At 54.7% G+C, this 13,035-nt stretch carries 15 protein-coding genes and 1 pseudogene; 3 read left to right on the plus strand and 13 right to left on the minus strand.

What is annotated here, in order from left to right; genetic code table 11:
- Nucleotides 1–299 (plus strand): hypothetical protein (locus tag RTK01_RS12490; RefSeq protein ID WP_312281295.1); only part of this gene is annotated, 299 nt, incomplete at its 5' end.
- 184 nt (nt 300–483) lie between these two features.
- Entirely contained in the window at nt 484–3,903 is a 3,420-nt protein-coding gene (locus RTK01_RS12495; RefSeq protein ID WP_312281296.1) for a PAS domain-containing protein, read from the plus strand.
- Nucleotides 3,904–3,974: 71 nt separating this feature from the next.
- Here RTK01_RS12495 and RTK01_RS12500 read toward each other — a convergent pair whose 3' ends face one another.
- Complete coding sequence (locus tag RTK01_RS12500; protein WP_397352833.1) at nt 3,975–4,520, minus strand: DUF5662 family protein; 546 nt, start codon at nt 4,518–4,520, stop codon at nt 3,975–3,977.
- A 120-nt stretch (nt 4,521–4,640) separates the two neighbouring features.
- On the opposite strand from RTK01_RS12500, the gene RTK01_RS12505 reads away from it, so the two are divergent.
- Complete coding sequence (locus RTK01_RS12505) at nt 4,641–5,075, plus strand: hypothetical protein (RefSeq protein WP_312281297.1); 435 nt, start codon at nt 4,641–4,643, stop codon at nt 5,073–5,075.
- 230 nt (nt 5,076–5,305) lie between these two features.
- On the opposite strand, the gene obgE is transcribed toward RTK01_RS12505, so the two are convergent.
- From obgE to RTK01_RS12565, 12 genes and pseudogenes are all read right to left on the minus strand, one after another.
- Nucleotides 5,306–6,589: a GTPase ObgE gene (gene obgE / locus RTK01_RS12510; protein ID WP_312281298.1), complete on the minus strand. Its 1,284-nt coding sequence runs from the start codon at nt 6,587–6,589 to the stop codon at nt 5,306–5,308.
- 149 nt (nt 6,590–6,738) lie between these two features.
- On the minus strand, nt 6,739–7,020 hold the full coding sequence (gene rpmA / locus RTK01_RS12515; protein ID WP_312281299.1) for a 50S ribosomal protein L27: 282 nt from the start codon (nt 7,018–7,020) through the stop codon (nt 6,739–6,741).
- A gap of 48 nt (nt 7,021–7,068) precedes the next feature.
- Complete coding sequence (locus tag RTK01_RS12520) at nt 7,069–7,398, minus strand: ribosomal-processing cysteine protease Prp (protein ID WP_312281300.1); 330 nt, start codon at nt 7,396–7,398, stop codon at nt 7,069–7,071.
- Nucleotides 7,399–7,401: 3 nt separating this feature from the next.
- A complete protein-coding gene (gene rplU, locus RTK01_RS12525) occupies nt 7,402–7,713 on the minus strand; it encodes a 50S ribosomal protein L21 (protein ID WP_293008740.1) in 312 nt (103 codons plus the stop codon).
- Between the two features lie 145 nt (nt 7,714–7,858).
- Nucleotides 7,859–8,449 carry a DUF3841 domain-containing protein gene (locus tag RTK01_RS12530; RefSeq protein ID WP_312281301.1) on the minus strand — a complete coding sequence of 197 codons (591 nt, stop codon included), beginning with the start codon at nt 8,447–8,449 and terminating at the stop codon, nt 7,859–7,861.
- 12 nt (nt 8,450–8,461) lie between these two features.
- On the minus strand, nt 8,462–9,145 hold the full coding sequence (locus RTK01_RS12535; protein ID WP_312281302.1) for a 5'-methylthioadenosine/S-adenosylhomocysteine nucleosidase: 684 nt from the start codon (nt 9,143–9,145) through the stop codon (nt 8,462–8,464).
- A 218-nt stretch (nt 9,146–9,363) separates the two neighbouring features.
- On the minus strand, nt 9,364–9,567 hold the full coding sequence (locus tag RTK01_RS12540) for a hypothetical protein (protein ID WP_312281303.1): 204 nt from the start codon (nt 9,565–9,567) through the stop codon (nt 9,364–9,366).
- 269 nt (nt 9,568–9,836) lie between these two features.
- The gene (locus RTK01_RS12545; RefSeq protein WP_312281304.1) at nt 9,837–10,475 is read right to left on the minus strand and encodes a hypothetical protein; all 639 of its coding nucleotides are present in this window, start codon (nt 10,473–10,475) and stop codon (nt 9,837–9,839) included.
- A 215-nt stretch (nt 10,476–10,690) separates the two neighbouring features.
- Entirely contained in the window at nt 10,691–11,149 is a 459-nt protein-coding gene (locus RTK01_RS12550; RefSeq protein ID WP_312281305.1) for a hypothetical protein, read from the minus strand.
- Between the two features lie 50 nt (nt 11,150–11,199).
- Nucleotides 11,200–11,784: a hypothetical protein gene (locus RTK01_RS12555; protein WP_312281306.1), complete on the minus strand. Its 585-nt coding sequence runs from the start codon at nt 11,782–11,784 to the stop codon at nt 11,200–11,202.
- Nucleotides 11,785–12,109: 325 nt separating this feature from the next.
- Nucleotides 12,110–12,706 (minus strand): hypothetical protein, encoded by a 597-nt coding sequence (locus RTK01_RS12560; RefSeq protein ID WP_312281307.1) that lies wholly within the window; start codon nt 12,704–12,706, stop codon nt 12,110–12,112.
- A gap of 3 nt (nt 12,707–12,709) precedes the next feature.
- Nucleotides 12,710–13,035, minus strand: a pseudogene (locus RTK01_RS12565) (hypothetical protein); the annotation flags it as partial.

Consider the following 13,035-nt stretch of genomic DNA (forward strand, 5'->3'; position numbering starts at 1 on the left):
GTAACCACCGGCCCAAGCGGCGAGCTTTTGGCGTCTCCCGCCATCAAAAAGGCATATTTGGGAGGCTGATGCGTGCGGCAGCCGCCTCCGCGGTTTTGGGAGAGCCGGGAGACAGTCCGCACCAATTACCGCCCCTGATGAAAGACTTCATCAGGGGCGGTTTTTTAATTTTTACGGCGCAAGGACGTCCTCGTATAAAAAATACGGATTTTGGGATTTTTTGCACAAAAAAATGGAAAATATTACGTCAACCAGGCAGTGCAAACTATTGCGAAGAGCGCCATTTTGAAGTAAAATAACATGCAAGAGTGAATATTTTTGCAGTTCTCCGCCAAAGACCGGCCGACCGTTCCGGACGGCGGGGAAACGAAAGACTGAGATAGAACGGAGATCACCCATGACGACACAGCGGAGGAAACAGAGCCGACAGGACCGGAGGGGCGGCATTGTCCGCACCCTGTATCCGGCATGGAGGGGCGGACGATGACACAGACCTGCAACACATTGCTGCTGGTGGACGATATGCAGATTAACCGGGCAATTCTCTCCGCCATGTTCGAGGGAGAATACGAGATTTTAGAGGCGGAGGACGGCGCGCAGGCGCTGACGCTGATGCGCCGGAACCGGCAAAAAATTGCAGCCGTGCTGCTGGATTTGCTGATGCCGGTGAAGGACGGATACGCGGTGCTGCAAGAGGCCGCGGGGGATGAGGACCTCTCCCGCATCCCCATCATCGTTATCACCGCCGACCACACCCCCGAAAGTGAGGTCCGGGTGTTTGATCTGGGGGCGACGGATATTATTATAAAGCCCTTCGAAGCACGGCCAGTCAAGCGGCGGATACAAAACGCCGTGGAGCTTTACCGTCACAAGCTCCATTTGGAGGAGCTGGTGGAGGAGCAGGCCGCCCGCATCCGGGAATCCAATACCGCGCTGATCGACGGGCTTTCCTCCGTCATCGAGCACCGGAGTTTGGAGTCTGGACAGCACATCCGCCGTATTCGGGGCTTTACCCGGATTTTGCTGCGGGAGCTGGCGCAAGAGCATCCCGAATATGGAATGAATGAACATACCATTGATGTGATTGCCAGCGCCTCCACCCTGCACGACATTGGAAAAATTGCCATTCCCGACGCGGTTTTGAATAAGCCCGGCCGCCTGACGCCGGAGGAGTTTGAGGTGATGAAAACCCATACCGTCAAGGGGTGCGAGATTTTGGCGGGGCTGGACCGGATGAGCGATCCGGAGTATCTAAGCTATGCCTACAATATCTGCCGATATCACCACGAGCGGTGGGACGGCAGGGGCTATCCCGAAGGACTGCGGGAGAACAACATCCCCATCTGCGCACAGGTAGTGGCGGTGGCGGACTGTTTTGACGCGCTGACCACAGACCGGGTGTATAAGCAGGCGATTCCGGAGGAGGAAGCCTGCGATATGATTCTGCGGGGAGAGTGCGGCGCGTTTTCCGAGGAGCTTTTGGAGTGCTTTAAAAGTGCCCAGCCGGAGTTTTTTGTGCTGGCTCGAAAGTATGCCGACGGGCTGCGTCCGGCGGACGCGGGCGCGGAGGAAATGCCCCGTCCCGTCCGCGCCTTTGAGGGGACCCGGACGGCCCGGAGTCAGGACAAGCTTTCCGCCATCTTCCGCCACCTGAACGCCACGGTGCTGGAGCTGGACTGGAACGCCGGGAGCTATCACCTGCTCTATCAGGCGGATCACAACTTTGCTGTATTTCTCCAGAAGCGAACCATGGATGACGCAGGGGTTATGTTTGTGCAGTCCTGCGTCCATCCGGAGGATCGGGAGAAAGCTCTGGCCCAGGTGGACGGGGTGTACCACCGCTTTTTTACGGAAGGGTCCCTGGAGGATTCCGGGCGGTACCGTGTTTTGGATCGGGACACCGGGGAATACGTCTGGTACCGCAGCACCGTGCTGCGCCTAGGCTCGGACGACCCCCGGCGCTGTCAGGGTTTGGCGGTGTGGCGCAGGGAGACGGACCGGGCCGAGGCAAGGGCGGAGCTGATGCTTCCGTCCGAGAAAGCCGAGAAGCCAAGTGCGCTTTATAATAGGCTTCCCGCCGCGCTGGTGTGGCGCAGGAACGACCAGGAGCTTACCGTCATCCATATGAATCAGGGCTTTTTACATCTGACGGGCTATACCGAGGAAGTGCTTGCCACTCGGTTTCAAAACCGCATGGTTTTCCTGCTGGACCCGGTGGACCGGGACCGGATGATGGCACATTGCCGCAGGCAGTTGGCGGTGGGGCGCGAGCTGCACTTGGAATATCGTCTGAGGAGCGCCGACGGGCGCACGGTGTGGGTTTTGGAGGACAGCATTCTGCGCCGGGAGGCCGACGGACGGGAGTATTTTCAGTGTGTGCTGACGGACGTCACCGCCCAGAAGCGGGTGCAGGAGGATCTGCGCCAGTGTCTGGAGCGGTATCAGGTGGCGGCCCAGCGAGAGGGCAGCATTGTCTTTGAGTGGAATGTTGCCACGGATCGTTTTTTGACTGCTGGAAACTGGGAGCTGAAGCTGGGCTATCAGCCCCGGAGCTATCTTCAAAAGGCGTTGGAAAGCAGCACCCGCATTTATCCTCTGGACATGAAAAATATTCAGCGGGCCATTCAGTCCATCCGGGACGGTGCTCTGCGGGAAGAGGCGGAGTTTCGCCTGATTACCGCCGATGGGCAGTATCGCTGGCAGCGAGCCAAGGCGGCGGTGCAGCTTGGAGGCGACGGAAGACCCTGCCGGGTGATCGGCGTTATTTCGGACGTGGAGGAAGAAAAGCAGGCGGCGCAGGAGCTGGCGGACCAGTCCAAGCGGGACGGGCTGACCGGACTGTTCCACAAGGAGGTGGCTCGGGAGCGGATTGATATCCGCCTCGCCGCTATGGAGGAATCCGAAACCGCGGCCATGCTGGTGCTGGACGTGGACGGCTTCCGCCGCGTGAATGACCGGTACGGCCACATTTTCGGTGACGCAGTGCTCTCAGAGCTGGCAGGCGTGGTGAAGCGGACATATCGGGACGGTGAGATTGCGGCCCGGATCGGCGGGGATGTGTTTTTGGTTTTCCTGCCGTCGGTTTTTTCCCAGAGCGCCGTTCTGGACGGGGCGCGCCGACTTTTGGAGGCATGCGAAAATGTAATGCGATACTCCGGTCGGCCGATTTCGTGCAGCGTGGGCGTTGCGATGGCTTCGGCCCACGGACAGGACTGCGAGACGCTGCTTCAGCGCTGCGGCCATGCCATCTGTCAGGCAAAGGAATCCGGCGGAGGAATTGCCGTGCTGGGTGAAGCGGATTTTTCCGCTGAAGCAGGGGAGCCTGAGGAGCTGCCCTATGCGGAAATTGATCCGGAGACGGACGTTCAAATGGGATTATCCCGCATTCTGGGTGAAATTTTGCGGGATTGCCGTCTGCCCGGCGGCACAGAGGAAGCCGTGGCCGGTGCGCTGGAGAAGTTGGGGCGGCTGTTCCATGTGAGCCGGGTGTATCTCTACGAAAGCTCGGCGGACGGAGAATATTGCTTTAATACTTTTGAGTGGTGCGGCGAGGGCGTCGCTCCGCTGCGGGCAGTCCGGCAGAGTATCCGCTGCCGGAGCATGGACGTGCACTGCCGACAGAGCTTTGACGCTCAAGGAATTTTTCTCTGCCGGGAAGGAGAGACGCTGCCCGCCTCGCACCGAAAGCTGCTGGAGGAGCGAAGCGCCCGCTCCATACTCCTCTGTGCAGTGAAAGAAAACGGGCGCCTTTTGGGCTGTTTGGGTTTTGACGACTGCCAGTTCCACCGATCATGGACGGGAATGCAGACTGATGCGCTCAGCCTTGGGGCAAAAGTTATTTTTACGCTCTTAACGCAGAGCCGTGAACCCGAAGAACTCCGGGAGACGACGGAAGAGGGCTGAAATTAAAAAGCGAGGGCAGCCAAAAGGCTGCCCTCGCTTTCTCAGCTTCCGAAACAAAAAATGTACGAAATTTACTTTTTCAAGACCTCGTTCCGGATATAGGCAAAGGCGGCGTCCTCGCCCTCGTCTTTCAGTCTTGTCAGCATGGTTTCCAGAAGATCAGAGGTTTTGGAATTTAAAATCGTGTGGGATTTTGAATGCTGAAAAAACCGCCATGGGTCCGCGTTTTCAAAAGCTGCGCCCCGGTAAATCCGGCTGGCGGCATAACGATCGCAGAACATCTCGGCCACGTATTTCACGGGCATCTCCACCCCCACCACGCCAAAGTCGCCGTCTTCCTTTTGGCCGTAGTCCGTCCAGTATTCCAGATGGTGGCGGTTGCGGGACTTATGGTGAATCCAGGCGCTGGAATAGCCCTTTTCCCGCCGCTCCGCGTCGTTGGGGCTGCGATCTCCCCGATAATATTTTGCGCCTATCCAAAATTCCTGCGGAGAATATTTGGACAGGTCGTGGGTTAGGCCCTGCCAGTAAAGCCCCAACCTGAAGCAGTATTTACATACCAGCGCGCGATGATGGTTGACGGTATGGAGATGGGCAAAAAAGCGCAAAATAGTCACCTCGGAACTCTTAAAACAAATTGTTAGAACCAGTCTAACACGGCTTAGCAAAAAAAACGAGAGAAATTTTCGCATAAACCCGCCGCCTTGGCAAACACTTGAAAAGAGGGGGGAGCGCAGATGGTGGATGCGGCGTTTTTTGGAGGAGGCGCGGTAGCCCCCGTGCCTCTTCCGGCGGGAGTGGAGCGGCCGGAAACAGTTCGGGGGCTGACGGAAAAGCGGTGGGAAGTGCTGGCGCTCTCCGTGGCGGGGTGCCGGCGGCTTTCGGATGCGCCAGAGGCGGTGTGTGCCTGCGGTACCGTTCTGCTGCCAAGCGAGTGGACAGGCCTTGCTTCCCGGCAGATTCGGGCCGAGCGGGTGGTGAGCTGCGGTCTGTCCGCACGGGACAGCCTGACCTTTTCCAGCATGGGGGACCGGGACGGAGTGGTGTGTGTGCAGCGGGCGCTGCTCCGGCCGGACGGCGGGCAGGTGGAGCCGCAGGAGCTGCCGCTAAACTGCCCGGGCGGGCAGACGGAGGATTTATTGACGGTGATCGGGCTGGGGCTGCTGCTGTAAGCAGCCGAGACTACCGTTATAAAAACGCGAAGAAAACGCGCCGCGTGTTCAAGCCCGTTTGGACGGCGGTGCGCCGAGGGCTTCCGGCGGACTTGCGCCCGAAAACCTGCAAGAGCACGTTAAAAGTCCCCGGCGAGGCCATGCCTCGCTGGGGACCTTTTCATTGTTAGGCCGCTCAAGAAGCCAAAGTGTAATATGTCTCTTACCGCCCCAGATGCGGAAGGCATGGTTTACCGCTGATATTCAAATTCGTAGTCGTAGAGGGAGACGGTGTCGCCGTCCTGAATGCCCATCTCCTCCAGCCGCTGATAAAGACCCGAATCCCGCAGGGTTCTGTCGAAATACATCCGGCTTTCGTAGTCGTTCTGGTTCACGTTGCTCATCAGCCGCTGGAGCCACGGGCCGTCCAGCACCCAAACGCCGTCATCCGTGCGCTGGATATCCAGCGGCTGGGAATAGTCAATCACCGGCGGACGGGGGACATACTCCGGCTCGTACACGACGATGGGCGGCAAGGTGGAAAGCTGCTCGCTCACTTTGTTCATCAGGTCGTCCACGCCCTGATGGGCCGCGGCGGAAATCTCAAACAGAGGGTACCCCAGCTTTTCAACGTGTTTGCGCAGCCGCTCCAGATTTTCCGGATCCTCCATCACGTCTATCTTGTTGGCGGCCACAATCTGGGGCCGCTTTTCAAGGTCGGCACTGTACTGGGCCAGCTCGGCGTTGATTGCGTCGAAATCCTCCACAGGGTCCCGGCCCTCGCTGCCGGACACGTCCACCACATGGATCAGCAGGCGGCAGCGGTCGATGTGGCGCAGAAAATCGTGGCCCAGACCCGCACCCTCGCTGGCACCCTCGATGATGCCGGGAATATCCGCCAGCACAAAGGAGCGGCCCTCGCCCACATACACCACGCCAAGGTTGGGAGAGAGGGTGGTAAAGTGGTAGTTGGCAATTTTAGGCTGGGCGCGACTTACCACGCTCAGCAGCGTGGATTTTCCCACGTTGGGGAAGCCCACCAGACCCACGTCCGCCAGCAGCTTCAGCTCCAGCAGCACGTCGTGGCTCTGGCCGGGGGTCCCACCCTTGGAGAAGCGGGGAATTTGTCGGGTGGGGGTGGCAAAGTGGGAGTTGCCCCAGCCGCCCCGTCCGCCCTTACAGAGAATATAAGCCTCTCCGTTGGACATATCCTTGATAATTTCGCCGGTTTCCGCGTCCCGAACCAGGGTGCCACGGGGGACCTTGATGGTCAGGTCCGCCCCGTCCTTGCCGGATTTGCGCGCGCCTTGCCCGTCCATCCCGTTGGGGGCGGAATACTTCCGCTTGTAGCGGAAGTCCAGCAGGGTGGAGAGGTTGTCGTCCACCTGCAAAATGACGGAGCCGCCCTTGCCGCCGTCTCCGCCGTCCGGTCCGCCCGCCGCCACATATTTTTCACGGTGGAAGGAGACCACTCCGTTTCCGCCGTTGCCCGCCCGCACGGTAATGCGGGCCTTATCGATAAAAGAAGACGCCATAAACTGCCTCGCTTTCTTGTCGGCTGGTCAGCTCCCCACGCCCGGCGTGTCCCGGAGGTCGGGAGCGGATCAGCCATACTTCCTAGTGTGTCCCGTTCTAAAAAAAGGGCCTCGAACGTCTGCGTTCGAGGCCCTTCCATGGTGTTCGGTTACTGCGCCTCGTAGACGGAGACCTTCTTGCGGTCTCTGCCCAGATGCTCGAAACGAACCACGCCAGTGGCGGTGGCAAACAGAGTGTCGTCGTTGCCCTTGCCCACGTTGGTGCCGGGATGAATGTGGGTGCCGCGCTGACGAACCAGAATGTTGCCGGCCAGAACCGTCTGCCCGTCCGCGCGCTTCACGCCCAGACGCTGGGCGTTGGAGTCGCGGCCGTTCTTGGTGGAGCCGCCGCCCTTTTTATGGGCGAAAAATTGCAAACCAATATTCAGCATAATGAAGAACCATCCTTTCTTTCAGACTTGTTTTAGATGGGGAGGGGGTCAGCCCTCCAAAACCTCGATATTTTCGGGATACTCGTCGTGAAGCTGGGCGAAATAGACCATCAGGCCCGTCAGAAGCGGCTGACAGCAGTCCTCCAATTCGGCGGACAGTCCGCCGGGAAGACGAAAGCTGATATCCGCGTCCGCCTCGCTCACTTTCACGCTGGCCGCCAGACCCAAAACATCGTTAATCGTTGCATCTACCAAACGCACAGCGCTGGTGACGGCGGCGCACACGATGTCGCACCCGGTCTCGGCGTATCCGCTGTGTCCCCGGGCGTCGAATCCAGAGATGCGCTCGCCCTCCATATGGAACGTAACGGTGGTCATGCCTTAGACAGAGATCTTGCCGATCTCAACCTTGGTGTAAGGCTGACGGTGGCCCTGGCGCTTGCGGTAACCCTTCTTGGCATTGTACTTGAAGATACGGACCTTCTTGCCCTTGCCGTTTTTGACGATGGTGGCCTCCACGCAGGCGCCCGCCACAACGGGAGCGCCAAAGGTGGCCTTGTCCTCATCCAGAATGGCGAGAACGCGGTCAAACTTCACGGCGTCGCCGGCCTCGTTGTCCAGCTTCTCGATGAAGACCACGTCGCCCTCTGCGACCTTGTACTGCTTGCCGCCGGTTTCAATGATTGCGTGCATATGTTTCAACTCCTTCAATACGGGCTCGCTGTCGGGGGCGGTGTCCATGGGACGCACTTTTACCCATTCAAAGCGGCTCACTAATTATAGCGGCCAAATCCGGCCTTGTCAAGCGAAATTGACGCATTTCGGCATATTTTCCGAACTATACGGGGACTACCGTCTCGTCGAAATGGAAAACGCGGACAATCTGCGCCTGTCTGATCTCCCAGAGGTTGCCGCAGGCGGTGGGGGAGGCGTGGTCGATGGGGGCAAAGACTCGCTTCCAGCTCTCCAGAATCCGGGCTGTTTCCTCCGGGTATTTCCCGGCGTACCGTCCTTCAAAGAACTCGAAGGAATTGGTGACGCCGATGTCTTGCAGGTGTTTCCGGTACGCGGCCTCGTCCGCATTGTCCAATGGGAGATAGCGGTGGTTAAGGACATAGTCCCATTTTGCGTCGTCAAAAAATACAATCCGGTCCTCCGGCACGTCCAGCGCGTAGACCACCGTTCCCTCAATGGGCGGCAGGCAGTTTTTCACATTGGGTGTGCACCAGATGGACAGCTCCGCCCCCGCCGGCTTGGGGACAAGGCGGGCGGCCTCCCGGGCAAACCAGTCGTAGCAGTCCAGATAGTGCCCCGCCATGTCGCCGAAGTGAAGTTGTACGTAAATCCGCTGGTTTACAATGCACCCGCCATGCTCCAGCATCAGCAAAGTTTTGTCGCTCTGGCGGGTATAAAGACGGACGGTGTTCATAAAAAAGCCCCCTTATGATAGCTCCGACAGCGCTTGAGCAAGGGGCAGGACCACCCGCCCAAGGCTTTCCAGCGCCTGCGTGAAGTCAAAATATTCCTCTGCCTGATTGTCAAAAAACAGGTGGTCTGACACGGATTTCAGCGCGGCAAATTTCACATCGTTGCGCAGACAGACCTGAGCCACGGCGCAGGCTTCCATCTCCACCAGCAGGGGATGGAAGGTGTCGGCGATCCACCGGGCGCGTTCCCCTTTCACGGCAAACCAGTCCCCGGTGGCTACCCGGCCCTTTACGGCGTCGATGCCCTGCTTTTTGAGAAGGGACAGGCAAGCGTCCGGGTCCCATGAGGGAAACTCCGTCCTGTTCACAGTGGACACAAGGCCGATGGGGTCCCCCACGGCGGTAGTGTCCACGTCGTGCTGCACCAGCGTGTCTACCACCACAAGGGCGCCGATGGGCAGGTCGGCGCAGCAGCCCGCTACTCCTGCGTTTAAAATCAGCTCCGCGCCAAAGCGCAGACAGAGAATTTCGGCGGCGGCGGCAGCGTTGACTTTCCCAACGCCCCCCGCGCAGGCAAGGATTCCCGGCGCGACTTCAAAAAACGGAATGCTGGAGACGGTTTCGATAACCGGAAGCTCCCGCGCGCCGGGAAGGGCATGCAGCTCCGCAGGCATGGCAAATTGCAGGGCGACTTTCATGAGGTTCCTCCTGAAGTACCGGCGGGCAAAAGGGCGTGAGCCGTTCCGCCGCCGGGAAATGACAGCTTTATTGTAGCACAGGGAGCGAATCGGGGCAACGGGAAAATAGGGGCGGCTTTGGCTCTGCCCTCGGCAAGACCTGTGCGGGCCACGGCTTATGCAGGTGAAAAAGCACAGCCGGACAGAAAACCCACGTCCGGCTGTGCGCTTAAAGTGCTTCAGGAATCGTATTCGATACTGTAATAGATGCAGGCGTCCAAATCGTAAATGATAAATAGATAGTTTTCACAGTTTTCATTTGGAAACTCTCTGGGGCTGTCATCCCTAAAATACCACAGACCATTGGTGACCTGAATGGCATCCTTCGCTTCCTTAACGCTCCTTAACTGTAAATGCGCATACTCGGAGATGGGTGTTTTCATGAATCCATCCTCTATCAGCTTCTGTGCATACTCTTTGGATGCGTCTGGCGGAATATGAGCCGTAATAGTTCCAATCCCATCCCCGTGAAATCCGCCATGGTCATCTGTTTGCGTGACCTGCGTTCCCCCGGAAAAACAATGCGATCTTCCAAATTTACGTAATTTACCCATGTGAGACGCAGGTAACTAAAAGCGGCAACAACACAAAAGGTCCAAATCCACCTAGCACGCCATAGAGCATGGAATGATCCCGTTTTCTTGCCATACAACTACCCTTCGTACTTTTTCGGATTCTGAAACAAAATATTATTTTCTTCGCAAACCGCTGCGATCAGCTTCTGCAATTTACCCACGTCAACCGTTTCGGGATTCAGTGTTACATATAGAGCGGAAGCTCCATTCTCACAGATCTGAAACCACACATCGTAATTTCCGGCGGCAACCGCTTCTGCAGTTTCTTTGGCGGTAAAAGTCGCAGAGTTTTCCGGCAAAACATAAAAATCAAAGTAGCAGCGATTTTCTGTATCGATTTTCTGATTTGCCCAGAGGGCGGTCCCGTCAAAGCCGTCCGTCAGAAGAAACAGCGTTCTTTCGTTTTCCGCGTACATTGAGATTGGGGAATCCATGCTCTCCAAAAACTCACGATACCGCACGGTAAAGAGCAAATGTTTTGAATTGTGTGTCTCTTTTTTTGAAAATTCCCTGTCGGAGTAAATTCTTGTTAAAACTTGTTTGGAACCGCAAAATCGTTTTATAATCTCTGCGCTGAGACTTACAATTCTGGCGTCATATTCATCTAAATCCTGTGTAAACTCGTACCGAATGTAAGTGCCTGAAATGTTTTTTGAGGATTCCTCTGGGCATTCCAAAAAGTACATTTTGTCGCACGATGCCTGCTCATTCTGCACGGCATACTGCGCAGAAAGCGCTCGCTTAAAAAAGCCGTTGACAAAGCTCATTTCAATTCAATCCTCCGTACAAGTAATGTCCACGATGTATCTCCTAAGGGCATTCCCGCCCAAAGCACCGACAATGCCGCCCGCAAGACTTAAAACTGGGACCGCAATAAATGCGGCCGGACCGGTTGCCACGCCCGCCAGCGGACAGTCGCTCAGGAATCGTATTAGATGCTGTAATAGATACAGGCGTCAAGATCGTAAATTTTAAATAAATAGTTGTGACAATACTTGCCTTGAAATTCCTCCGGGGTTTCATCCTTGAAATACCACAGGCCATTGATGACCTGTGCGGCGGCTTTTGCTTCGGAGACATATCTCAACTGCAATTGTATATTTTCAGGAATCGGTGATTCCTGAAACCCGTTCTTCTGCAACTGTTGTGCAAACTCTCCGGATTTATCCGGCAAGATGTGCGCCGTGATGGTGGCAGTTCCATTTTCTGGAAACCCATCATAGTCATTCGTTCTTGTGACCTGCGTTCCCGCCGGAAAAACAATGCGATCTTCCGAGTGGGTGTACTCCACCCATGTGAAATACAACGCAATCAAAAGCGGCAGCAACACAAAAAGCCCAAACTCACCCAACACGCCATAGAGCATGGAATGATCCCGTTTTTGAGCCATACAACTACCTTCATACCCTTTCGGATTCTGAAACTGCACAATTTATGATTTTACTGTAATAAATTCAATTTTCTCCGATGCTTTTTACAAATCTCCAAAAGCTGTTCAAGAATGGAATCTGTCATATGAGGAACCTCAAGCTGCAAGTAGTCATGCTCTTCGTGACAATATACCTTGATTGCGTAATCACTTTTTTCAAATTTCGCAGAAAGTGGCGTAAGAAACCCATAAAAGGTAAGTTCATAATGCGCTGACTCATTTTCTGGAATGCAATCCAGTAATTGATGATCGATTCCCTCTGTCATTGTAATTACAGTTCGTCCCTTCGTAAAAATTGGCTTTTTCCCCGTCTTCAAATAGGCATGAAAAAACGCCTCTTCCCGAATATCTTCCGAAAAGATACTTTGGCATTGATTGATCACCGCAGGAAAACGGTTCAGCAGCCAAGCCGCATACTCTTTTGCCAGAGCGGCAAATTCTAAATCTCCACCTGCATCCAGTGGATAAAGGCAATAGAGCGAGTTTTCTGGATTTTCCGCTTTTTCATGTGAATAGAATCCGCCCGAAATTAAGGCAATTTGTGCGTCTTTCCCCACAGGGGTACATATTTTCTGCTTGGATTTTCTAAAAACCATGGTTCTCACTCCAGTACTGTAATGTCAACAACATAATTTCCTAGCTTATCTCCAGCAAATGAACCTGCAATGCCTAGAAACAATCCTACGGCTATACCGCCGATTGCAGTTCCAACGCCAGGAAGAATGGCTGTTCCGATGCTTGCACCCAGTATAGCGCCGCCCTTCGCGCCAAGTGCTCCACCGACCCAACTGCCGCCGATGCTTGCAGCAGTTGCATATGTCTTTTTGCCAATTTTTTGATCCGCATCATGTAAGTCATTTCCAATTGTTTGATTAAGTCTTTTTCATATTTTTTACAAATTTCACCAATTATTCCCTTGATTTACTCAATATCAAAATTCCTGGAATTAATTGTGATATCCATTTGATCAGGCATTTCTCCATACTGAATAAATATTTTCCGGCCGGAACGGACATAGGCCTCTTCCACAGTCTCATAATGGTTTAAGTTATCATCCGAATTCTGATAAACCAATAAGAATGTTTCACATACGTGAAACTCTGGCTGAATTTTTGTTAAATAGGCCTGTAAAATAGATTGTTCCACACCTTTGGAAAAGACCATTGCATCCTGTAACACATTTTTTTTATAAAGAAAAGCGCTTGGCGCTTTCTTTGTTTGAAAAAACAACTTTACACCCTCTTTTTCTCTCCAGGTGCGCTGCAAGGCTTGCGCAAAACTTTCTTTTTTAAAGCTTTTTTCTTCATTTGGAAGAAGAAAATTTCGATTATTGCCGTTTCCTATCCACAACTTGACCCACTGTTCTTCACACAATCTTGTCATAATATTGATACATGCCCGCGAAAAAATATTATCACCTGTTTCGCCGGAATAGGTTAGATTAAAGGTGGGCAAACCCTGTAAGTTAGCTCCGCCTACCAAATAATATATTGGCAACTGCTCCTTTTGCAGTTCCATTTGTCAGTCCTCCAAATATGTGATGTCAACGATATATGTGGCGAGCTTATCTCCCACTATACCTCCACCGATTCCACCAAAGGTACCACCAATCATACCCCCTATTGCTGTCCCAACAAAAGGAAAGAATGCTGTTCCTGCAACAGCTCCCAGCATTGCGCCGCCCTTGGTGCCAAGCGCTCCGCCGACCCAACTGCCGCCGATGCCGTCCACAAGACTTAAAACCGGGACCGTAATAAATGCGGCCGGACCGAATGTTACGCCCGCCAGCGCGCAGTCGCTCAGGAATCGTATTCGATACTGTAATAGATACAGGCGTCCCAATCGTA

The organism is Oscillibacter sp. (assembly GCF_031978065.1).
Taxonomy (GTDB): domain Bacteria; phylum Bacillota; class Clostridia; order Oscillospirales; family Oscillospiraceae; genus Oscillibacter.